This is a genomic window from Planotetraspora thailandica, from assembly GCF_016863335.1.
GTDB lineage: Bacteria > Actinomycetota > Actinomycetes > Streptosporangiales > Streptosporangiaceae > Planotetraspora > Planotetraspora thailandica.
Window position 1 is genome coordinate 1 of the sequence record NZ_BOOR01000045.1, and the last position, 22,332, is coordinate 22,332.

Genomic DNA, 22,332 nt, shown 5'->3' on the forward strand with positions numbered 1-22,332 from the left:
TGTGGTCGTGGAGTAGATGTCGGTCCAGGTGGTGCCGTTGGGGGAGACCTGGATGCGGAAGGTGGAGGCGTAGGCCGCCTCCCAGTTCAGCACGACCTGGCTGACGGTGGCGCTGGCGCCGAGGTCGACCTGGAGCCATTGCGGGTCGCTGAAGGCGCTCGACCAGCGGGTGCCCGAGTTTCCGTCGACGGCGGCGGAGGCGGAGGTCGCCGCGTTCTCCTGGGAGGAGGCGGTGGCCGTCTTGCCCTGGGACAGCAGGGTGTCGGCCGCCTGCGCCGGCGCGGTGACGGCGGTGTAGCCGACGAGCAGCACGGCCACGACGGCGGCCAGCGCCGCCAGGAGAGACCGACCGCGGAGGACCATGAAGCGTGTGGGGGGTGACATCAGTGGCATGGCACTTCCTGACGTGGTGATACCAGCACCGGACGCGTCCGCCCCGGGGGGTTGCGACGCGTGACGGTCCTGCGACGGATGTCAGAGAGCGCTCTCTCAGTTTGTTAGCCTCACTGACGTTTGTCAGATCGTCAAGGTGATCCAATAGAAACATGGCGTTCACCGGAAAATTGGGCCCCTCGGTGATCGCGGTCCCGGGTGTCGCGTGGAAGCGCTCTCCGACCGCCGGCCCCACCTTTTGGGTGTGATCATGCAGAAGTTCGCCGGGATGGGCCCTGATCTGGCCGAACACCAATCGTGATCATGCAGAAGTTCGATGAAAGTGGCCTTGGCCTGCCCATACGCGAATCGTGATCATGCACTCGAGCATCGGAAGGCGCCGATTGCATGATCACGATTGGTGTGTGCGCAGGTCACACTGCCCATCCACGAACTTCTGCATGATCACGATGGGTATCGGTGCAGGTAGAGCTATGAGCCGGCGAACTTTTGCATGATCACGAGACCTGTTTGCCCCACGTTTCCGAACTTCTGCATGATCACGCGCACGAGATGGGGTCAGATGACGGGGCCGGGGGTGTCGCGGGGCGGCACGGGGCCCGGGCCGGGGGGCGGGTTGATCCCGCGGGACGGCGGGAGCACGCCGGGGCCCGGGGGAGGCAGCGGCGTCTCGCGCGGATACTCGGGGTTCACCGGCTGCGGAGGCATCGGCTCGCCGACGTCGTAGCCGGAGCCTCCGCCGGTGGGCGTCCTCTCGTCACGGCCGCGCTGGTGCGGGCTGGGCACGTCGCCGCGCCAGGCTCCCGTCTCGCCGCCCCGAGACTCGATGAACTCCTTGAATCGCTCCAGGTCGCCCCTGACCCGCAGCTTGACGATCTGCAGCGCGTCGGCGGCCTTCTCGGTGAAGCCCTCGGGGTCGTACTCCATCTGGAGGGTCACCCGGGTCCTGTCCGGCTCGAGCCGGTGGAAGCTGACCACGCCGGCCTGCCTCGGACGGTCGAGCGAACGCCAGGCGACCCTCTCGTCGGGATGCTGTTCGGTGATCTCGGCCTCGAACTCCTTGCGGATTCCGGCGATCTCGACGACCCAGTCGGTACGGGTGTCGTCGAGCTGCTTCACCGACTCGACGCCCTCCATGAACTCAGGAAAGGTCTCGAACTGGGTCCACTGGTTGTACGCAGTGCGGATCGGGACATTCACATCGACGGCATGTTCGATCGAGCTCATGCCTCCTCCTTCTCTGGTGCGTCTGGGCTGTCACGGTGTGTGACCTCATGACTGCCCTGCCCCACGCTGGAGGACTAAACGCGCGAGCCCGCCGTCACCGCACGACGACCTACTTCCGCGTGGTCTTGGTGATGCTCATCACGAGGATGACGCGGTCCTTGCTGTCCGGCGGCGGGGGAGTGTCGGCGTCCCCGTAGCGGCGGCCCAGCCGCACGTAGAACTGCCCTTCGGGGTCGGGCACGACGTCGACGAGGCTGCCCCGGACCTCCAGGAAGCGCATCGGGTCGTCGGGGTCGACGATCAGCAGGCTCATGGACGGGTTCCGCTGAAGGTTGCGGTATTTGGCGCGGTATGTCGTGTGGGTGAACCGGATGTTCTCCCCGTCGTACTCGAACCACATCGGGTTCACCTGCACGGTGTCGTCGGGCCGGATCGTCCCGAGGTTGCCGAAGATAGGTCGTTCGAGCAGGTCGACCAGGTCGGCGGGAATCGTCGCACTCATGATCGGTGAACGTAACACAGGCGATCGACGATTCCCGGTGCCGGGGCATGCGCGGGCGTCCGGCACCATGGAGATGTGACTCGGGCGATAGATGAGGGTCTTAGTGGTTTGTCTGATGTGACGGACGATGTGCCGCGCGACATGACGGACGACATCACGGACGACGTGACAGGCGATGCGCCGGACGGTGTGACGTACGGTCTCCACGCTCCGTCCCTGGAGGTGCTGGCCGAGCTCGTGGCGGCAGGCGATGTGGTCGTCCTCAGCGGCGCCGGCCTGTCGACGGAGTCCGGCATTCCCGACTACCGGGGGAAGACCGGCCGCTCGCGGCCGGCGGACCCGATGACCTACCAGACCTTCACCGGCAGCGTCGCGGCCCGCCGCCGCTACTGGGCGCGCAGCCATCTGGGATGGCGGCACATCGCCCGCGCCGAACCCAACGCCGGCCACCACGCGGTCGCCGCGCTCCAGGACCGCGGCCTGGTCGCGGGCATCATCACCCAGAACGTCGACGGCCTGCACCAGGCGGCCGGCGCCCGGGAGGTCATCGAGCTCCACGGCAGCCTGGACCGCGTGCGGTGCCTTGGCTGCGGGCAGCGGACGCCGCGGCGGATGCTCGACGAGCGCCTCCACGCGGCCAACCGGGACTGGCACGGGCAAGCCGGAGTGATCAACCCGGACGGCGACGCAGTGATATCCGACGATCACGTCGAGACCTTCGCGGTCGTCGACTGCCACACCTGCGGCGGCGTGCTCAAGCCGGATGTGATCTTCTTCGGGGAGAACGTGCCGCGCCCCCGGGTGGACGAATGTTACGACCTGACCGGCCGGGCCGGCCTGCTGCTGGTCCTGGGGTCGTCGCTGACGGTGATGTCCGGGTACCGCTTCGTCCGGCATGCCGCCGAGAACGGCATCCCCATCGTGATCATCAATCAGGGGCCCACGCGCGGCGACTCCGACGCCCGCATGGCCCTTGACGCCCCGCTCGGCCGGGCCCTCACCTCACTGGTGTCGCGGCTCGACCCGAAGGCCGGGTTGTGACGGCGGAGGAACTGCGTGCCGCCCTCATCGGCACGTGGCGTCTCGTCTCCTACGAGGCGACGAGCGTGCGGACCGGCGAGATCGTGCGTCCGTACGGCGACGCTCCCGACGGGCTGATCGTCTACACACCCGGCGGCCACGTGTCGGTCCAGGTCATGCGCAGTGACCGGACCCCTTTCGCCGGGAGCGCGCTGGACGAGGGGCGGCCGGAGGAGCTCGCCGCCGCCGCGCTCGGCTACATCGCCTACGCCGGGCCGTTCCACGTGCCCGACGGGCAGACGGTCGTGCACGACGTCGCCGTCAGCCTCTTCCCCAACTGGGTGTCGGGCGCGCAGCGCCGTACGGCGAGCGTCGACGGCCGCACCCTGCGGCTCGGCCCCGCCGGGCGCGGGGTGATCGGCGCGACGCGGCGCGACGACGTGCTGACCTGGGAACGGATCTGACCGGCCCGGTCACAGCAAGGTCATCTGTCCCGATCCCGCGAGCGGGTCGCGATGCTTGCGCAGGTGCCGCCACTGGGGCAGGTCGTCGAGGTAGGACCACGTCATTCGGTGATGCGGTGTGGGGCCGAGCGCCGACAGGGCCTCCTGGTGGACGGGGGAGGGGTAGCCCGCGTTCTCGGCGAAGCCGTAATCCGGATGGTCGCCGGAGAGCCCGGCCATCAGACGGTCGCGATGGACCTTGGCGAGCACCGAGGCGGCGGCCACGGTGACCGAGCGCTGGTCGGCCTTGATCTCGCACCTGACCCGCCACGGCCTGCTCAGGAAGTCGTGCTTGCCGTCGAGGATCACCGCGTCGGGCCGCTCCGGCAGCGCGTCGAGCGCCCGCTGGGCCGCGCGGCGCAGGGCCTCGGTCATGCCGACCTCGTCGATCTCCTCCGCGCTGGACTCGCCGATGGCATGACCGGCCAGCCAGCCGGGAAGGAGCGCGGCGAACGCCTCGCGGTGCTGGGCCGTCAGCAGCTTGGAGTCGCTGAGCCGTACGGTGCGGGACCCGCGGCCGGGAAGCTCGGGCGGCGGCGTGAGGTCGGTGACGGCCGCGCAGACCACGACGGGCCCCGCCCACGCGCCCCGGCCCACTTCGTCCACCCCGGCGATCCGGACCGCGCCGGAGGCGCGCAGCGACTCCTCGATCTCGTAGCCGGCGACGTGGTGCCGCGGTGGCGGGGCCGCCTCCGGCAGGCCGGGCAGCACGCTCGTGGTGACCTGATCGTCCGGCTTCCTCATCGGGCCATCATGTCAGGACTGCGAGATCCATTGCGCCGTGCGCTTCCGTACCGGACAATCACCCTGATCTCCGCAGAGGGGACACCCGGGGGTGGGCATGGAGACCGTTCAGGAACCGTTGGTCCTGCGCAGGCCGTACGCGATCGCCGGTCGGTGCGTGCGCGTGGTCCTGCTGGCCGTGCTGCTGTGGGGCGTTCTGGTCATCGTTGTCAGCGTGTTCCCCCGGGAACGTTCCGCCGAGGAGTTCTGGGCGGCGTGGAACGCCGGCCGGGTCACCTATGTGATCGACAAGCTGGACCACTCGAAGCTGGAGCCGCTGGCAGACCTGCGCTGGTCGACCGGCCCCCTGGCGTGGTACCACAGCACGGATCTCTACTCCCGCTATTTGGACAGACCCCTGCCTCCACGCGGGTGGACGGAGGTCATGCACCGGAACGACTATGAGAGCGTCGGCGAGTGGATCGTGGCCGCCTGGCCGTTGCGCGTCCCCGACGAGGGCACGCGCCGCTTGGTGCAGATCGCCTGGTGGATCACGCTGATCATCATGCTGGGCACGAAACGGCCTCGTCTGGCCAACCGCTTGGCATGGTTCTGGCTTTTCACGATCGGACAGGTCGGCGCGCTGTTCTTCCTGGTCTTCGAATCCCGGCCGTTGTGGCGGGGGGTTGAGGACCCCATGCGGGAGGCCCGGCCGATCGGTTGCTTCATAGGGCTCTGCCTGGCGTTCATCTCCGCGATGGTGATAGGCCTCGTCAACGTCTGAAGCGCGGCCGCGTAGGACTCCAGGCGGTCGGCCGGTTCGGCCGGCCGGGCGAGCGCGGGCAGGTGGCCGCCGTCCATCTCTTCGGGGGCGAAACCCAGCCGCTCACGGACCACCCGCCGCTGGAACAGCGCGGGGAAGAACCGGTCGTCGCGGCCAGTACCACGAGGTCGAGCCCGCGCCCGGGATCAGAACATACGTCGCCATCGGCGGAGGTCCTTTCCGTCGGGCCTCCCAACCTAGGGGCGATGCCGGGCCGAACGCACCGCAGCATCGCCCCAAGGGGTGGCTAGGCGGCGGACCCTTCGGCTACCGGGCCGCTCACGGCGGCGGGCTTTCCGGCCAGCGCCTGTCCCGTACGGCCGGGGATGGCCAGCACGACGAGGGCGGCGAGCAGCGCCACGCACGCGCCGATGATGAAGTCGGCGCGGAAACCGGCCTCCGAGGGGACGGTGACCGGGCCGAGGCCGACGGTCATGTGCGCCAGCACCACGCCCATGACGGCGCTGGCCGTCGAGGTGCCGATGGCGCGCATCAGGCTGTTCAGGCCGTTGGCGGCGGCGCTCTCCGACGGGGGAGCGGCGCCCATGATCAGGGCGGGCATGGCCGCGTAGGCGAAGCCGACTCCGCCGCTGACGACCGCCGCGAAGATCAGGACGCCCCAGGTGCTGCCCATCAGCCCGAGCGCGAGCGCGTACCCGGCCGCGATCACCAGGGCACCGGTGAGCAGAGAGACCTTCGGCCCGCGCGCGGCCGACAGGCGGGCGGCCACCGGTGAGACGGCCATCATCACCAGGCCGGCAGGGGCCATCCACAGGCCGGCCGCGAGCATCGACTGGCCCAGGCCGTAGCCGGTGACCTCGGGAAGCTGCAGCAGTTGCGGCGTGACCAGGGACATCGCGTACATCGCGAAGCCGACGACGATGGAGGCGAGGTTCGTCATCAGGATCGGCCTGCGGACGCTGGTGCGCAGGTCGACCAGCGGGGCCCCCTGGCGAGACTCCCAGACGCCCCACAGCAGCAGGATCACGACGGACGCGGCGAACAACCCCAGCGTGGTCGCGCTGCCCCAGCCCCAGTCGCTTCCCTTGGAGATCGGCAACAGGAAGCAGACGAGTCCCGCGGACAGTCCCAGCGCGCCCACCACGTCGAACCGCCCGCGTGCGCGGACCGGAGACTCCGGGATGAACGCCAGGACCAGCAGGCCCGCGATGATGCCGAGTGCGCCGGACCCCCAGAAGAGCGTGTGCCAGCTGGCCTTCTCGGCGACGGCGGCCGAGGCGGGCAGGCCGAGCGCGCCGCCGACCCCGAGCGAGGAACTCATGATCGCCATCGATGAGCCGAGCCGTTCTGGCGGCATGACGTCACGCATGATGCTGATGCCGAGCGGGATCACGCCCATGCCGAAGCCCTGCAACGTGCGGCCGACGACCATCGGGGCCAGGGTGTTCGCCGGGGCGCACACCAGCGAGCCGACGACCAGAAGGGCCGTGCTGATCAAAAGCAGCCGGCGCTTGCCGTACAGGTCGCCGAGCCGCCCGACGACGGGGGTGGCGACGGCGCCGCCCAGCAAGGTGGCGGTGATCGCCCAGGTCGCGTCGGCCGCCGAGGCGTGCAGCAGGCGCGGCAGGTCGGGGATCAAGGGAACGACCAAAGTCTGCATGACCGAGACGGTGATGCCGGCGGCGGCGAGCACGCTCACGATCGCCCCGCTGCGCGGTGCGGGAGAGGTGGTGTTCATGATGTCCTTAACTCATCGGACCAGGAGATATGCATCCTACATATGGTGTGCACCATGCATAATCGGGGGGTGCGACCGGGAGGGCTGGACATGGACGAGGAGATCGTGGAGATCGAGCGCGAGCTGCGGCTGATCGGCCGCCACGTCGCCATGGGCGCGTTCGCGGCCGAACGCAGGCTCGACCGCAGCGCCTACCTCTTACTCAGCCGGATCGAGATCGAGGGACCCATGTCGATCGGGCAGCTCGCCGAGGCGTTCGGCCTCGACACCTCCACCGTCAACCGGCAGACCGCGGCGCTGCTGCGCTCGGGCGTGGCCGAGCGCATCCCCGACCCCTGCGGCGGGATGGCGCGCAAGGTGCGGATCACCGACGAGGGCCTGCGCCGCCTGCACGCCGACCGCGCCTGGGCCACCGACGGCCTCCGTACGGTGCTGGCCGACTGGAGCCGCGACGACCTCGCCGCCTTCGCCCGCGTCCTCGAGCGTTTCAACGTCGAGATCGAGGAGAAGGAGGGGCGGTTCTGGCCCCGCCCCGATCATTCGTACGGCACGGCCCCGCGGGACGCGGCCGGGAGGTCCTGATCAGACCTCGGTGATCTGCCCGGAGGAGACCACGAGACGCCGGTTCACCTGGACCGCCTCCAGCATGCGCCGGTCGTGTGTGACCAGCAGCAGGGTGCCCGGGTAGTGCGCCAGCGCCGACTCCAGCTGCTCGATCGCCGGCAGGTCGAGGTGGTTGGTCGGCTCGTCGAGCACGAGCAGGTTCACCCCGCGGGCCTGCAGGAGCGCGAGCGCCGCCCGCGTTCGCTCGCCGGGCGACAGCGTCGCCGCCGGGCGCGTCACGTGCGCGGCCCGCAACCCGAACTTGGCGAGCAGTGTGCGCACGTCGGCGGGCGGAATCGGCTCCACCAGGGCGCCGAAGGCGTCCAGCAGCGGCTCGCCGCCCAGGAACAGCCCGCGCGCCTGGTCGACCTCGCCGACCACGACGCCGGGGCCGAGCGCGGCGTTCCCCTCGTCGAGCGGAAGCCGTCCGAGCAGGGCGGCCAGCAGCGTCGACTTGCCCGAGCCGTTCGCGCCGGTGATCGCCACCCGGTCGCCCCAGCCGATCTCCAGGTTCACGGGCCCGAGCGTGAACGGCCCCCGCCGGGCCACCGCGCCACGCAAGGTGGCCACGACGGCCCCGGCCCGGGGCGCGGCTGCGATTTCCATCCGCAGCTCCCACTCCTTGCGCGGCTCCTCGACGGCCTCCAGCCGTTCGATCATCTTCTCGGTCTGGCGGGCCTTGGCGGCCTGCTTCTCCGTGGACTCGATCCGAACGTTGCGCCCGATCTTGTCGTTGTCGGACATCTTGCGGCGCGCGTTCCTGACGCCCTTCTCCATCCAGTTGCGCTGGGCGCGGGCGCGGGCCTCGAGCTGGGCACGGGTGTCCGCGTATTCCTCGTACTGCTCCCTCGCGTGCGTCCGCGCGACCTCGCGCTCCTCCAGGTACGCCTGGTAGCCGCCGCCGTACAACCGCACCTGCTGCTGGGGCAGGTCGAGCTCCAGCACACTTGTGACGGTCCTGGCCAGGAACTCGCGGTCGTGACTGACCAGCACGGTGCCGGCGCGCAGGCCGGCGACGAACTTCTCCAGCCGGTCGAGCCCGTCCAGGTCGAGGTCGTTGGTCGGCTCGTCGAGCAGGAACACGTCGTAGCGGCTCAGCAGCAGCGAGGCGAGCCCCGCGCGGGCGGCCTGCCCGCCGGACAGCGAGGTCATCGGCTGGTCGAGGCCGACGGCCAGGCCCAGGTCGGCGGCGACCTCCTCGGCGCGCTCGTCGAGGTCGGCGCCGCCCAGCGAGAGCCAGCGCTCCAGCGAGGTGCTGTAGGCGTCGTCCGCGCCGGGAAGGCCGTCGACCAGCGCCTGCGTCGCGGCGTCGAGGTCGGCCTGCGCCCGGGCGACACCCGTGCGGCGAGCCAGGAAGCGGCCCACGGTCTCTCCCTGCCGGCGCTCGGGCTCCTGGGGCAGGTGGCCGACGGACGCCGTGGCGGGGGTGAGGCCGATGCCGCCCTGCTCCGGCTCGTCGAGGCCGGCGAGCAGGCGGAGCAGCGTGGACTTGCCCGCGCCGTTGACTCCGACCAGCCCGATGACGTCGCCGGGGGCGACCACAAGGTCGAGGCCGGAGAACAGGACGCGGTCCCCGTGACCGGCCGCGAGGTTCTTCACTACGATCGTCGCGCTCATATCGCCAACGATGCTAGCCAGGGTCCGCGCGGAAATGTCCGTCGCCGCCGCTACGGTGGGCCCATGCCGCGTGTCGCCGTCGCCTTAGCCGCCGTCGTGACCATCGCCGCCGGGCTGGGCATCAGGGCGGCACTCGACGGGCCGTTCGCCAAATACGCGGGCGACGCCCTCTACACCGTGCTCCTGTACCTCCTCGTGCTGCTTGCCGCGCCGCGCACCCGCCCGGCCGTGGTCGCGGCGGTCGCGCTCGGGGCCAGCTGGCTGATCGAGTTCGCCCAGCTCGCCGACCTGCCTGCCGTGCTCAGGCCGGTGCTCGGCAGCACGTTCAACGCCCCCGACCTGGTCTGGTACGCCGTGGGAGCCGCTGCGGCCGGTACGGCTCACGCAGTGGCAGCACGCCGGCGCCCGGTGCTTCAGGATGGGGGAGGGCTTCAGGATGGGGGAGGCGACTCCCGCCGGAGCACCGCCTGAAAACGAATATGAGGATCGAATGTCTCAAGAACTGACCGTGATGGCCGTCCACGCCCATCCCGACGACGAAGTGATGAGCACTGGCGGCATTTTGGCCCGATACGCGCAGGAGGGCATCCGCACGGTCCTGGTCACTTGCACCAACGGTGAACAGGGCGACGGCCCCGGCGGCGTGAAGCCCGGAGAGGAGGGCCACGACCCCGACGCGGTGGCGGAGGTCCGGCTGTCCGAGTTGAGGGAGTCCGTAGGCCATCTGGGCATCGCCCATCTGGAGCTGCTGGGCTACCGTGACTCCGGCATGCAGGGCTGGGCCGCCAACGAGGACCCCCGCGCGTTCTCGAACGTGCCGCTGGAGCAGTCGGCGGCCAAGCTCGGCGCGCTGATGGAGCGCTACCGGCCGCAGGTCGTCGTCACCTACGACGAGACCGGCGGAGGCGGATACGGTCACCCCGACCACGTCCAGGCGCACCGCGTCGCCGTCGCCGCCACGCTGGGCACCGGCATCCCCGACAAGCTGTACTACGCCGCCGTGCCGCGCGAGAGCATCCGCGAGATGTTCGCCTTCATGCGGGCCTCCGGCGTCGACATGGGCGACTTCGAACTGCCGGAGGACTTCGGCACCCCCGACGAGCTGATCACCAGCGTCGTCGACGTCTCACCGTACGCCGAGAACAAGCTCAAGGCGCTGGCCGCGCACGCGAGCCAGGGACAGAACATCTTCCTGCTGCGCATGCCGGACGAGGCCCAGCAGCGCGTGGTCTCGCATGAGACGTTCATCCGGCACTTCTGCCGCGTTCCCGCCCCCGACCACGAGGACGACCTGTTCGCCGGGCTGCGGGCGTAGACGAGGGACACGTCGGTGGTGCGACGGGGGATCGAAGACGGCGACCGCGCGGCCATCGCGGCCGGGACGGCGCGGGAGCACATGCGCGCGTTCGTCATCACCGGACCGGGCCGCGCGGAGGTGCGGGACGTTCCCCGGCCGCAGCCCGGCCCGGCCGAGGTGGTCGTCGACGTCGAGCGTGCCGGAGTGTGCGGCACGGACGCCGAGTTCTTCTCCGGCGAGATGGCCTACCTGCATTCCGGACAGGCCCGCTATCCCCTCCGCATCGGCCACGAGTGGGCGGGCGTCGTGTCGGCCGTCGGCGAGTCCGTCGACCAGGCGTGGATCGGCCGGCGGGTCACCGGCGACACGATGCTCGGGTGCGGGCGATGCGAACGTTGCGACGGCGGCCGCCGGCATCTGTGCGCCGACCGGTTCGAGATCGGCATCCGCAACGGTTGGCCGGGAGGGCTTGCCGAGCAGTTGCCGGTTCCGGCGGACGCCCTCCAGCCGTTGCCCGATTCGGTCGACGCGGCCCTCGGCGCGCTGGTCGAGCCGGGCGGCAACGCGCTGCGCGCGGTCCGGGGGGCGGCGCTCGAACCGGGCGAGCGGCTGCTCGTGCTGGGGCCCGGCACGATCGGGCTGCTCGCGGCTCAGATCGCGGCGGCCCGGGGGATCGACGTGCACCTGCTCGGCAAGGACGACCGGTCGCTGAGCTTCGCCCGCCGCCTCGGCTTCGGGCACGCGTGGACCGCCGATACCTTGCCCCGGCTGCGCTTCGACGCGGTCATCGACGCGTCGAACGCCGCCGCGCTGCCCGGTCTCGCGGTCGACCTGGTCGAGCCGGGGCGGCGCGTCGTCTTCATCGGGCTCGCGGGGGAGCCGAGCCTCGTCGACACCCGCACGATCGCGCTCAAGGACGTGACGGCCGTCGGCGTGCTCAGCGCCTCGGGCGGTCTTGCGGGCACGGTCGACCTGTACGCCTCTGGAGCGGTCGACCCGCGCCCGCTCGTGGCGGCGACCGTCACCCTCGACGACGTTGCCGCGGTCCTCGCCGGTGAACGCCCGGCCGAGTGGGGGGACGCTCCGAAGATCCACGTCGACCCCCGCCGGAGCCGGGCGTCACGGCCGTCGTGACAGGGCGAGACCCGGCACGAGCACGGCGCCGACGACCAGGTGCATGCACGTCAGCACCAGGACGGCGGCGGTGCCGATGCCGCTGCCGAGCGGCCCGGTGAGCGAGAGCGCGAGCGCCGCGACGGCGAGCACGGTCCAGTTGCGGCGGGGCCGCGTCGTGAGCCGTTCGAGCAGCGCGAGCGACGCCCACGCCGCCAGTCCGGCCGCGAGGCTCGCGGCGACGACGCTGCCCGGCCCCACCTCCTGCACGACACCGCTGAGCCGTACGGACAGGTCGGCCCCGGCGACGGGGCCGGCGAGCGCCCACACCGCCACGGCGGCGGCGGACGCGCCGGCCACGGCGAGAAGCCGCCGCACACGGTGAGCAGCCATCTGTGTCTCCTTCGAGATCGGGTTCGTGACCAGGACGATGACCGATCAGCCGGGCGCCGCGCATCGTCCGTTCGGCGGCCGCCGGTACGACTCCTGTCGGGCATGGCATCGACTTTGGTCGGTATCGGGGAACAGGGGCACGTGCCACCCTGGGCAGATGGACGACGAGGCCTGCACAAACCAGGAGGAATCGGGTTTGCGGCCCCCCGTGGCGGTCACAGTCGCCGTGACGCTCGCGGTGGGGGCGCTGGTGGCGCTCTCGGTCGTGGGCCGGCACGTCGACCAGGGCGTCACGGCCGCTCTGATCGTCGACATCGTGGCAGGCCTGGTGAGCTGCGCCCTGTTGCCGGTGCTGCTGCGCCGGCCCGTTCCCGCGGCGTTTGCGCTGGCGGTGCTGGCGGCGGTGTCGCCGGCGGCCACCCCGCCCGCCACCGTCGCCGCGTGGTACACCGCACGGTCGCGGTCGTTCCCCGTCGCGAGCGGCGTCGCGGCGGCCGGGATCGTGGCGCACGTGGTGCAGGGCCTGCTCTATCCGGCGGGCGGGCTGTCGTTCGGCTGGTGGCTGGTGCTGGTGGTCGTCGCCTACGCGGCGCTGGCCGGCTGGGGAGCGCTGGGACGGGCCCGCCATGGGCTCATCGTCTCGCTGCGCGAGCGGGCCCACCGCGCGGAGGCCGAGCAGGGCCGTAGGATCGCCGAGGCGCGGATCGCCGAGCGCACCCAGATCGCCCGCGAGATGCACGATGTGCTGGCGCACCGCCTGTCCCTGGTGGCCACCTACGCGGGGGCGCTGGAATTCCGCCCCGACTCCTCACCCGAACAGCTTTCCCGGGCGGCGGGCGTGGTGCGCGCGGGGGTGCACCAGGCCCTCGGCGAACTCCGGGAAGTGATCAGCCTGCTCCGCGACGAGGGCTCCGACGAGCCCGGAAGCGGCCGGCCGCAGCCGGTGCTGGCCGACCTGCCCCGGCTGGTCGGCGAGTCTCTCGACGCGGGCGTGCCCGTACGGTTCGACAACCGCGTGGACGATCCCGGGTCCGTGCCGCCTGCGGCCGGCCGCACGGCGTACCGGGTGGTGCAGGAAGGGCTGACCAACGCCCGCAAGCACGCCCCCGGGCAGGCCGTCGCGGTCGAGGTCGGCGGGTCGCCGGGCGGGCGGCTGGTCGTCGACATCCGCAATCCCGTGAGCCGGGACCCGGCGACGGAGCCCGCCGTCCCCGGCAGCGGGGTCGGCCTGGTCGGCCTCACCGAACGCGTGCGGCTCGCCGGGGGACAGCTTGATCACGAGATCACTCCGGGGGGTGAGTTCCGTCTGCGCGCCTGGTTACCATGGCCCGCGTGAGCGGAGCCGTACGCGTCCTCATCGTGGACGACGACCCCCTGGTCCGGGCCGGGCTCTCCCTGATGCTCGACGGCGCGAACGGGATCGCGGTGGTGGCCGAGGCCGCCGACGGGGATGAGGTGCCGGCCGCCGTCGACGCCCACGCACCCCATGTGGTGCTCATGGACCTGCGGATGCCGCGGGTGGACGGCCTGACGGCGACCCGCAGGCTCCGCGGCCGTGCCGGCCCGCCGGAGGTCGTGGTGCTGACGACCTTCGACACCGATGAGAACGTGCTTCTCGCGCTGAGGGCGGGCGCCAGCGGCTTCCTGCTCAAGGACACCCCGCCCCAGCAGATCGTCGACGCGGTGCTCAGGGTCGCCGCGGGCGAGCCGATGCTCTCGCCGACGATCACGCGGCGGCTGATGGAACGCGTCGCCACCGAAGCCGGCTCCTACGAACGGGCCAGGGCCGCGCTTTCCGGCCTGAGCCCCCGCGAGCGCGACGTGGTGCTCGCCGTGGCGCGTGGCCGTACCAACGCGGAGATCGCAGCGGAACTCCTGATGAGTGTGGGCACCGTGAAGGCCCACATCACGCACATCCTGACCAAACTCAACCTCGGGAACCGGACGCAGATCGCCCTGCTCGCGCACGACGCGGGGTTAGCCTGAGCTGATGGCACTGGCTCTTTTCGGCGAAACGGCAGGTCAGGGCTGGATCCAGATCGCGGAGCTGGCTCTGGCGCTGGTGCTGTCGGCCGCGATCGGGCTGGAACGGGAGTTGCGGCAGCAGAGCGCGGGGCTGCGCACGCACACGGTCGTCGGGGTCGCCGCCGCCCTGATCATGCTGGTGTCCAAATACGGCTTCACCGATGTGCTGGGCGACCACGTGGTGCTCGACCCGTCGCGGGTGGCGGCCCAGATCGTCTCCGGCATCGGCTTCCTCGGCGCGGGCCTGATCTTCGTGCGCAGAGACGCCGTGCGCGGGCTGACCACCGCCGCCGTCGTCTGGTTGACCGCCGCAGTCGGCATGGCGGCGGGGGCGGGGCTGTGGCTGCTGGCGATCGTGGTGACGGCCGCGCATTACCTCGTGGTGTTCGCCTTCCCCCCGCTGGTCGCCCTCCTGCCGCGGTCGAAGCACACGGCGACGCGGATGCGGCTGACGTATCTCGACAAGCGGGGTGCTCTGCGGGCGGCGCTGGCTCAGTGCGCGGAACACGATTTCACCGTCACCGACCTGTCGGTGGAGCAGCGCGAGCAGGAGAGGGAGCCGCCCGTCGTCACCGTGTGGTTCACAGTGACGGGCGCGGCGCCGGTCAGTGAACTCACGGCCGCCCTGTCCGAGATCGACGGGGTGCTGACCGCCGCGGCCGAAGACCCCGACCTCCGGCTCCCGTGACGCCTTCCGTTTAGGCCGCTGACCACGGGTACGCGGGCAGGAGAGAGCATCGGAAGGAGCCGATCATGACCGTGACCAGATACCACGATCTGCCCGTGGCCCGCCGCGACCGGGAATGGGACGGGGACGCCGCAGAGCAGCGGGTCCGGGCCTGGGCGCACGCGAAGGACGCTCCCAACGCGGCCTACCGGGACGCGCACGTCTGGTACGACGGCGACGCCCCCGGCAACTTCACCGGATACAAGCTGCTGATCGCCGACGTCGTCGGCGGCAAGCTGAAAGTCGTGCCCCGCGCGGTGATGTCGGCGGGCGGCATCGTGCAGGGCGCCAGGGGCGGGGTGGACCTCCCGCAGAAGGACATTCCGCGGGTTAAGGCGCATCTCGCCAGGTACTACGCCAAGTTCGGCGACACCGCCCCCTGGGAGCGCTGAGCCCGAGAGGGGGACGGCCCATGATCGCATGACCCTTTACCTTTAAGGTGCATGTACCAACTAATCCGGCATGTGCACTGATCGGGGTAATCCTCAAGTGACGAGCTCATTGACGAACTGGGCGGGCAACGTCGTCTTCCAGGCCGGGCACGCCGAACGGCCGTCCTCGATTGCGGAGCTGCGTGCCCTGGTGGGACGCGGCTCCGCCGTCCGGGTGCTGGGCAGCGGCCACTCCTTCAACGACATCGCCGACACCACCGGGACCCTGGTCTCCCTCGAGAACCTGCCGCACGACGTCGAGATCGACACCGCCTCGGGCACCGTCAAGGTCGCCGCGAGCGTGCGCTACGCCGAACTCGGGCGGCGCCTGCACGACAAGGGCTACGCGGTGCACAACCTCGCCTCCCTGCCGCACATCTCGGTCGCCGGGTCCATCGCGACCGGCACCCACGGCTCCGGCGACGGCAACGGCGGGCTGGCGACGGCGGTCGCGGCGATCGAGATGGTCACCGCGGACGGCGAACTCGTCACCCTCCGCCGCGACCAGGACCCCGGGACCTTCCCCGGGGCCGTCGTCGCACTGGGCGCGCTCGGCGTCGTCGTCAGCGTGACCCTGGACGTGCAACCCGCCTTCGAGATGCGGCAGTACGTCTACGAGGGGCTGCCGGGAGAGGTCCTCGACGAGCACTTCGAGGACGTCGTCTCCTCCGCCTACACCGTCAGCCTGTTCACCGACTGGCGGAACCAGCGGATCAACCAGGTGTGGGTGAAGCAGCGGCTCGACGAAGGCGCCGCCGAGCCGCCCGCGACTCTGTTCGGAGCGACGCCGGCCGACGGCCCGCGCCACCCCGTGCCCGGTGTCGCCCCCGACGCCTGCACGACGCAGTCGGGCGTGCCCGGCCCCTGGTTCGAACGGCTCCCGCACTTCCGGCCCGACTTCACGCCGAGCAGCGGCGAGGAACTCCAGGCGGAATACATGGTGCCCCGGCGGCACGCCGTGGAGGCCCTGCACGCCCTGGCCGGGATCCGCGAGCACATCGCCCCGGTGCTGCAGATCTCCGAGATCCGCACGATCGCCGGTGACGACCTGTGGCTCAGCCCCAGCCAGGGACGCGACACCGTGGCCTTCCACTTCACCTGGGTCAAGGACCCGGCCGCCGTACGGCCCGTGCTCACGATGATCGAGGAGCGGCTCGCGCCCTTCGCGGCCCGTCCGCACTGGGGCAAGCTCTTCACCGTCGAGCCGGAGACCCTGCGATCCCGCTACGACCGCCTGGCCGACTTCCAGCGGCTCGCGCGCGACCTCGACCCGGCGGGCACGTTCGCCAACGCCTTCGTGCGGAGGTACGTGCTCGACGCCTGACTCAGAAATCACCCCCTGCCGCGATGAGTTCCGGCCGGGTCGCGGGTCTGTACTGGTGTCGTAGGGCGTCGTACGACGCTGCCCGGCACGAGACATTACGGAGGACACCATGACGACCACGCCGGACGATCCGACCACCGCGCTGCCCGGCCGCCCGCCCGTTGTCGACCTGGCCACCTGGCAGGCCGCCCGTGACGAGCTTCTGGTCCGCGAGAAGGCCCACACCCGCGAGGGCGACGCCATCGCCGCGGCTCGCCGCCGGCTGCCGATGGTGGAGTTCGACGGGACGGTCGAGGTCGTCGGACCCGACGGCCCGGTCCCGTTCCTGGACCTGTTCCAGGGCCGCGACGAACTCGTGGTCTACAAGCACATGTGGCACGACGGCGCGCCGCACCAGGGGCAGTGCGAGGGCTGCACCACTGCGGCCTGGCACCTGAAGGACGCCGTCTACCTCAACGCCCGCGGCGTCTCATTCGCCATCCTGACCACGGGCCGGTGGGAGGAGGTGGCCTCCTACGTCGAGTTCATGGGCTACACCCAGCCCTGGTACTCGGTGCGCGGCGTGGACGCGCCGGTCGGCGGCAGCATGGGTTCCATCACCTGCTTCCTGCGCGACGGCGACCGCGTGTTCCTCACCTACTCCACGACGGGCCGCGGCAACGAGCCGGTCAACGGGTCCTTCGGCCTGCTCGACATGACGCCCCACGGCCGCGGCGAGGCGTGGGAGGACAACCCGGAGGGCCGGCCCGAGGGGCGCAGCGCGTGCTGGTACTGGCGCTCGGACGCGGACGGGAACGCCACCTGGGGCCCGACCAGCCGCCCCGTGCCGCAGTGGACCCGCCCCGGCGCGACCCCCGTGGAGACCCTCGGCCGGCACGGCCACCACCACTGAGTCCCGCTCTCTCAGTGCTTGTGGTGGTTGTCCGGCTGGGCGGGGTCTCCGGGATGCTCCAGGCCCGGCACCAGCCGGAGCCGGTGCGCCCGCGCGTGGTCGAGCCAGCGCACGAACGCCACCCGCCGCGCCGAACCCAGCAGGCCTTCCTCCGGCAGCGGCCGGGGCTCGCGCGCCCCGTCGTGCACCCTGGCGTGCATCTCGATCAGGGTCGCGGTGACGCCGCCCGCGGTCACCGTCCGCCCGGGCCCCGCCTCGGTGAGCGCCGCGGCCAGCCCTGCCGGAAGCGTGGAGGGGGCCGCGTCGAACTCGCCGTCCGGCGTGGCCAGCCGCCACTCCGCCTCCGCGGCGGGCCTCGCCGTCGCCTCCGCGTAGGCCGCCGCCTGCTCGTCCGGGACCGTGACGTCGGCCGTCACCGCCGCGTACACCGCCCGTACGGCGGCGCTGCCCTCGAAGGCGGCGGCGGTGATCGAGCCGAGCTCCACGGCGGCCCGCTGGTCCAGCCGCACCGGCGGGGCGGCCGCATCCAAAGCGGGCACGTCCAGTCCGCGCTCCGCCGCCACCGCCTCACACAGCAGCTCGGTGAGCATCACCTGGGCGACCCACCGGGTGAGCTGCCGGTCCTCGGCGCTGCCCGGCTCGGGCAGCGCCGTGGACCGCGGCCCGCCGCGCAGAGCGGCGAGGCGGCGGTCGAGGCCGGCGCGCGGCACAGGCCGCCCGTCCAGCACCCCCAGCAGGTGTTCGCTGGATGTCACGGGGCCACGACCAGCTCGACGGTCGGTGCGTACTGGCAGCGGCCGAACCACATCACCTTGGCCAGCGCCCAATAGGCCCCGGGGTCGGCGTCGCGCGGCACCGTCACGTCGAACGTCACCGTGTCCGTCGCGCCGGCGGCCAGCGTGAACCCGCGCACCGGCGCGGCGACGGCCTCCCACGAGCCCCACGGCGAGACCACCTGCAGCTCGCCGCGGATCTCACCCCGGGTGCTGTTGGACAGCGTCACGTCGAGCGAGGCGTGGCCGCCGGGAGCGACCCGGACCGACGTGGCGACCACGTCGACCGTGAGACCCGTCTCCCGTGCCGTGGTGGCCTTCGTGCCCCCGGCCCAGGCGGCCCACTCGTCCTCGGGCTTCTCACCGGGGACCGGCAGCTCGGGAAGGTCGCCGATCGCGATCGTCGCCACGTCCTCGACGGCCTGCCCGTCCTCCTCGATGCGCGCCGCGAGGAAGTACAGCCCCGGCTCGGCTCCGGCCTCCGGCGTCAGCGTGACCGGGAACCGCACGTGGCCGTCCGCCTCGAGCCGGTACGGCCGGCGGGCCGGGTTGGCCGTCCAGCCCTCCGGGGCGATCAGCTCGGCGACTCCCTCCACCGCGGCGTCGCGCAGCTGGGAGGCGATCACCACCGACACCTCGACGGGCTCGCCCTCCGTGCGCAGGAGGCCCGGAGAGACGGCGACGGAGACCGGCAGGTAACCCATCGGGGCGGGGCCGCGGTTGTGCAGCCAGTACCGCGAGTGCACCGGCTGTGCGATCTCGGCCGAGGGGCCGAGCGGCTCCCCTCCGCGGCGGGCCGAAGCCGGCACGCCGACGACGGTCGCCACTTCGCTGCCCGCCAGCTCGATCGTCTCCCCGAGCGGTTCTCCCCGTCGTTCCAGCAGGTCGGCGGTGTAGAGGCCGGTGAAGGCCAACGTCCCGGCGAGCGTCGCGGCCGACCCCTGGCCGGTCGACTCGACCAGCCGCAGCGTGACACCGTGCGTGGGGTCCTGCTCGGCGGCCGAACCGGCGGCGATCGGAGAGCCGCTCGGCTTGACCGTGCCGAGGAGCACCTCGCGGGCAGGCTCGACGCGGAGGTAGGACCGGGTGGCCGGCAGCGGCCCCCCGTGCGAGCCGGCCACCCGGGCGTACAACGGGTGGTTGAACTCCTGGCCCTGCGCGGGGAGCGTGCCCGCCCGCCAGTCGCCGTCGCCGGAGACCAGCGCGTAGGAGAACTCGTGCGTCCAGTGCTGGAGCTGGAACGCCGAGCCGTCGGGCGCGGTGCGCTTGGGCGGGTCGATCCACACGCCGGACGGCCAGCCGGTGCACGAGCGCATGAGGGACAGGTGGAGCGCCCCGGTCGGGTCGACCGCGAATCCGGGCAGGCCGTACGTGAGCAGCGCGACCGTGTGGTCGGTCAGCACCTCGGACGCCGGGATCGGCTCCGGGCACACGGCGGACACGCGGGCGTCGGCCAGATCCTCCACCACGGACTCGGGGTCCGCGACCACGAGGGCGGGCAGAGCCCTCAGATCACGCAGGTCGGCGTTCGGCTGCCACACCTCGTGCAGAGGCTTGTCGGCAGGCACCCAGACCCGGCCGTGCGCGGCCAGCGTGCTCGCGTAGCCGCCGCCCGCCCGCTCGAGCAGCTCCCGCGTCGCGTCGTTGACCTCGGGCCCACCGACGAGGATGCGGAAGTCCGGCAGGTTGGAGTCGACGTCCAGCCAGCCGTACCTTGCCCAGTCGGCGTTCGCGGTCGTCGCGGTCACGCCGACCTTGGCCAGCGCGACCACCAGGTCGCGAACGCCGGCGGCGTCGGCAGACGCGGGCACGACCACCTCGGCGACGCCGAGCGCCCGGTCGCCCAGCGGCGTGCCGTCGGGGTCGGTCAGCGAGACACGGGCGGTCGAGCTGAGCCCGAACCACGTGTTGGCCGGGTTGTCCAGCGTCCAGGGCGCCTCGGCGGCGTCCACGTCCGGCAGCGCGAAGCCGCGGCCGACGACGGCGCCGGCCACCTCGCTCACCGGCAGCGCGCCCGGCACGTCGACGGGGAAGCGCACGCGCAGCAGCCGGTCGGCCCCCGCGTAGTCGACCACGCGTGTGCGGCAGTCGACCCGGTCGACCCCGTGCCACACCGTGATGGTCTGCTCGTATCCGAGGCCGTCGACGGTGCCCGCGATGACCAGGCGGGAGCCGAGCGGGCTCGTTTCGGCGCGCACGGTCGCGGAGGCGCCAGACGACCCGACGACCGGACCGCTCGGCACCAGGTGCCACGGCCCCTCGCCGAAGTCGGGGTGCGCCGGATACTCCTCGTAGACGCGCAGCTCGTTGCCGACGTGGCCGTCGCGGATCAGCTCGCGGCCGGACACCTTGTCGTACACGCTGGTCAGGCCGCCGCCCCTGGCCGGGTCGGCGGTCACCCGGTAGCGGGCGTTTTCAATCACGGAGTCATCCGCGGGAGCCCACGCGGGCTCGGCGGCGGACGTCCCCGGCAGCAGCCGCCAGGTGCGCCAGCCCATGGCCGGGACGTCCTCGGCGAAGAACCGCAGCGTGCCCCGGTCGGTCACGGACGCGACCTCGGCGCCCGCGTCGTCCACCACGCGGCCGCCCTCGACATCCTGCGGGAGCCGTACGGCGACCAGGGCCGAGCGGTCGAACGACAGGGTGTTGGCGACGACGAGGGGCACGCCCTCGCCGGTGGTGTCGATCTGCCCGGTGAGCGCGTCGAGCGCGGCGTCACGTACGGCGGCGGCCAGATCGTGGGCCTCCCGCCAGCCGGACAGCAGGTCGATGTAGACCTGGTCGGACTCCGAGCCGGTGATCGCGTCGTGGTGGGCGCCGTAGGCGAGCTGCCGCCACACCTTGTCGAGCGCGGCGGCCGGGTAGGAGCCCAGACCCTCGAGGGACGCCAGCGTGGCGAGCTTCTCGGCGTCGACGGCGGCGACCTCGCCCGCCCGCTGGGCCTGCTTCGTGTCGATGTACGACACGTCCTTACCGGTATAGATCGGGTTCATGTCGCGCGTCTGCGGCGACGGGCGGCGGCCGGTCTCCTCCAGCTCGGCCCGGACGGCGTCGAGGAAGTCGCGGGGGGTGCCGCAGACGAATCGCGGCCACACGTACTTGGCGGCCCACGACCGGTGGATCTCGGTGACCCACTTGTTCGGCGGGGTGTAGTCGGTGCCGACGGGCAGCAGCAGGTTCTTCGTGGCCCCCACCGGCTTGATCCGGGCGTACAGCTCGTAGACGGCCCGCTCGGCCGTCTCCAGATCGGCAGAGGAGTCCATCCACCAGCCGGCGGAGTAGTGGTGCGGCATGAAATGGGTGAGCACCCCGCGGCCGGAGGGGGAGATCCACTCGAACTCGCTCGGGAACTGCATCACCGTGGCGTCGTTCTTGGCCTCGCGGAAGTTCTTCTGAATCGGGCCCCACTGGTGGAACGGCCCGCGCGCCCACGCCGAGCCGGTCAGCCCCGCCGCGTCCAGGTAGCCGGGGAACTGCGGGTCGTGGCCGAACACGTCGAGCTGCCAGGCGGTCTGGGGGTCGCCGCCGAGGATGTCGCGCTGGTAGCCGATGCCGTAGACGATGTTGCGGATCGTCGTCTCGGCCCCGGTGAGGTTGGTGTTGGGCTCGTTGTAGGTGCCGCCGACCATCTCGACCTGGCCGCGCTCCATGAGCAGGCGCAGGTCGGCGCGGCGCTCGGGGTGCAGGTCGAAGTACGGCTTGAGGTAGTCGATCTCGGCGAGCACGAACTTGTACACCGGGTCGCGCAGCGCCAGGTCGAGGTGGGCGTCCACGAGGGCGAAGCCGTTGCGCTCCCACAGGGGGCGGGTGGTCGCGTCGCCGGACAGCAGCTCCCACGGCGACGTGTAGGCCGCCTGGGTGTTCCACCAGACCGGGTCGTAGTGGAAGTGGGACACCAGGAACATCGTCCAGCCCGGCTCGGCCACAGTGAAGGTGGCCTCGGTGCTCGCCTCGCCGGCGGTCACGGTGACCGCGATCTCGGCCCCCGGGACGGGATCGGCGACGTCGAGCGGCACTTCGACCACTCCGGTGCCGGTGGCCTCACCTGTGATCCCGGGCCCGGTGACGGAGACGCGAGCGGGCGGTCCCTCGAGCACGACGCGGAGCACCTGACGTGGCGCGTCCTCGGTGCCGACGAACAGGTCGGTGGATTCTACGGCCGTGATGGTCACCGGCACTGCGTGGTCCTTTCTATCGCGTTCCTCCGGAGTCGCCTCCGGAGGAACGACGGGTATCGGTAGGGCGCG

At 71.8% G+C, this 22,332-nt stretch carries 22 protein-coding genes; 13 read left to right on the forward strand and 9 right to left on the reverse strand.

The genetic code is table 11. The annotated features are described in order from the left end of the window. From Pth03_RS27020 to Pth03_RS27030, 3 genes are all read right to left on the reverse strand, one after another. Positions 1-384, reverse strand: a 384-nt coding sequence (locus Pth03_RS27020; protein WP_239119396.1) for a discoidin domain-containing protein, incomplete at its 3' end; no start/stop codon positions are given. A 567-nt stretch (positions 385-951) separates the two neighbouring features. Further along, positions 952-1,620 (reverse strand): SRPBCC family protein, encoded by a 669-nt coding sequence (locus tag Pth03_RS27025; protein WP_203947211.1) that lies wholly within the window; start codon positions 1,618-1,620, stop codon positions 952-954. Between the two features lie 109 nt (positions 1,621-1,729). Further along, the gene (locus tag Pth03_RS27030; RefSeq protein WP_203947212.1) at positions 1,730-2,122 is read right to left on the reverse strand and encodes a PPOX class F420-dependent oxidoreductase; all 393 of its coding nucleotides are present in this window, start codon (positions 2,120-2,122) and stop codon (positions 1,730-1,732) included. Positions 2,123-2,263: 141 nt separating this feature from the next. On the opposite strand from Pth03_RS27030, the gene Pth03_RS27035 reads away from it, so the two are divergent. Then, complete coding sequence (locus Pth03_RS27035) at positions 2,264-3,163, forward strand: NAD-dependent protein deacetylase (protein WP_203947213.1); 900 nt, start codon at positions 2,264-2,266, stop codon at positions 3,161-3,163. Next, on the forward strand, positions 3,160-3,606 hold the full coding sequence (locus tag Pth03_RS27040; RefSeq protein ID WP_203947214.1) for a lipocalin-like domain-containing protein: 447 nt from the start codon (positions 3,160-3,162) through the stop codon (positions 3,604-3,606). The genes Pth03_RS27035 and Pth03_RS27040 overlap by 4 nt, the downstream gene beginning before the upstream one ends. A gap of 9 nt (positions 3,607-3,615) precedes the next feature. Here Pth03_RS27040 and rnhB read toward each other — a convergent pair whose 3' ends face one another. Beyond that, the gene (gene rnhB / locus Pth03_RS27045; protein ID WP_203947215.1) at positions 3,616-4,389 is read right to left on the reverse strand and encodes a ribonuclease HII; all 774 of its coding nucleotides are present in this window, start codon (positions 4,387-4,389) and stop codon (positions 3,616-3,618) included. Between the two features lie 97 nt (positions 4,390-4,486). Between rnhB and Pth03_RS27050 the strand changes: the two genes are divergently transcribed. After that, on the forward strand, positions 4,487-5,152 hold the full coding sequence (locus Pth03_RS27050) for a hypothetical protein (protein WP_203947216.1): 666 nt from the start codon (positions 4,487-4,489) through the stop codon (positions 5,150-5,152). Between the two features lie 286 nt (positions 5,153-5,438). Here the strand turns inward: Pth03_RS27050 and Pth03_RS27055 are convergent, their stop codons facing one another. Next, a complete protein-coding gene (locus Pth03_RS27055; protein ID WP_203947217.1) occupies positions 5,439-6,890 on the reverse strand; it encodes an MFS transporter in 1,452 nt (483 codons plus the stop codon). 69 nt (positions 6,891-6,959) lie between these two features. Here Pth03_RS27055 and Pth03_RS27060 point away from each other — a divergent pair, with 69 nt between their 5' ends. Next, positions 6,960-7,472: a MarR family winged helix-turn-helix transcriptional regulator gene (locus Pth03_RS27060; protein WP_239119397.1), complete on the forward strand. Its 513-nt coding sequence runs from the start codon at positions 6,960-6,962 to the stop codon at positions 7,470-7,472. On the opposite strand, the gene Pth03_RS27065 is transcribed toward Pth03_RS27060, so the two are convergent. Beyond that, entirely contained in the window at positions 7,473-9,110 is a 1,638-nt protein-coding gene (locus Pth03_RS27065; protein ID WP_203947218.1) for an ABC-F family ATP-binding cassette domain-containing protein, read from the reverse strand. Between the two features lie 63 nt (positions 9,111-9,173). On the opposite strand from Pth03_RS27065, the gene Pth03_RS27070 reads away from it, so the two are divergent. From Pth03_RS27070 to Pth03_RS27080, 3 genes are read left to right on the forward strand one after another with little or no spacing between them, the layout of a single operon-like run. Then, entirely contained in the window at positions 9,174-9,581 is a 408-nt protein-coding gene (locus tag Pth03_RS27070; protein WP_203947219.1) for a DUF2809 domain-containing protein, read from the forward strand. Positions 9,582-9,600: 19 nt separating this feature from the next. Continuing rightward, on the forward strand, positions 9,601-10,425 hold the full coding sequence (locus Pth03_RS27075; RefSeq protein WP_203947220.1) for a PIG-L family deacetylase: 825 nt from the start codon (positions 9,601-9,603) through the stop codon (positions 10,423-10,425). Positions 10,426-10,440: 15 nt separating this feature from the next. After that, complete coding sequence (locus tag Pth03_RS27080) at positions 10,441-11,541, forward strand: zinc-dependent alcohol dehydrogenase (RefSeq protein ID WP_239119398.1); 1,101 nt, start codon at positions 10,441-10,443, stop codon at positions 11,539-11,541. Here Pth03_RS27080 and Pth03_RS27085 read toward each other — a convergent pair. After that, a complete protein-coding gene (locus Pth03_RS27085) occupies positions 11,527-11,913 on the reverse strand; it encodes a DUF6069 family protein (protein WP_203947221.1) in 387 nt (128 codons plus the stop codon). The genes Pth03_RS27080 and Pth03_RS27085 overlap by 15 nt on opposite strands. A gap of 157 nt (positions 11,914-12,070) precedes the next feature. Between Pth03_RS27085 and Pth03_RS27090 the strand changes: the two genes are divergently transcribed. From Pth03_RS27090 to Pth03_RS27115, 6 genes are all read left to right on the forward strand, one after another. Next, entirely contained in the window at positions 12,071-13,249 is a 1,179-nt protein-coding gene (locus Pth03_RS27090; protein ID WP_203947222.1) for a sensor histidine kinase, read from the forward strand. Continuing rightward, on the forward strand, positions 13,237-13,899 hold the full coding sequence (locus Pth03_RS27095) for a response regulator (RefSeq protein WP_203947223.1): 663 nt from the start codon (positions 13,237-13,239) through the stop codon (positions 13,897-13,899). The genes Pth03_RS27090 and Pth03_RS27095 overlap by 13 nt, the downstream gene beginning before the upstream one ends. A 4-nt stretch (positions 13,900-13,903) precedes the next feature. Continuing rightward, positions 13,904-14,626: an MgtC/SapB family protein gene (locus tag Pth03_RS27100; protein WP_203947224.1), complete on the forward strand. Its 723-nt coding sequence runs from the start codon at positions 13,904-13,906 to the stop codon at positions 14,624-14,626. 65 nt (positions 14,627-14,691) lie between these two features. Then, positions 14,692-15,057 (forward strand): hypothetical protein, encoded by a 366-nt coding sequence (locus Pth03_RS27105; RefSeq protein WP_203947225.1) that lies wholly within the window; start codon positions 14,692-14,694, stop codon positions 15,055-15,057. A gap of 97 nt (positions 15,058-15,154) precedes the next feature. Beyond that, positions 15,155-16,420, forward strand: a complete 1,266-nt coding sequence (locus Pth03_RS27110; protein ID WP_239119399.1) for a D-arabinono-1,4-lactone oxidase — start codon at positions 15,155-15,157, stop codon at positions 16,418-16,420. 109 nt (positions 16,421-16,529) lie between these two features. Next, a complete protein-coding gene (locus Pth03_RS27115) occupies positions 16,530-17,312 on the forward strand; it encodes a DUF899 domain-containing protein (RefSeq protein ID WP_203947227.1) in 783 nt (260 codons plus the stop codon). 11 nt (positions 17,313-17,323) lie between these two features. Here Pth03_RS27115 and Pth03_RS27120 read toward each other — a convergent pair whose 3' ends face one another. Both Pth03_RS27120 and Pth03_RS27125 read right to left on the reverse strand, forming a co-directional pair. Next, entirely contained in the window at positions 17,324-18,067 is a 744-nt protein-coding gene (locus Pth03_RS27120; protein WP_203947228.1) for a DUF7158 domain-containing protein, read from the reverse strand. Continuing rightward, complete coding sequence (locus Pth03_RS27125) at positions 18,064-22,263, reverse strand: glycoside hydrolase family 38 N-terminal domain-containing protein (RefSeq protein WP_203947229.1); 4,200 nt, start codon at positions 22,261-22,263, stop codon at positions 18,064-18,066. The genes Pth03_RS27120 and Pth03_RS27125 overlap by 4 nt, the downstream gene beginning before the upstream one ends. Positions 22,264-22,332 lie beyond the last annotated feature (69 nt).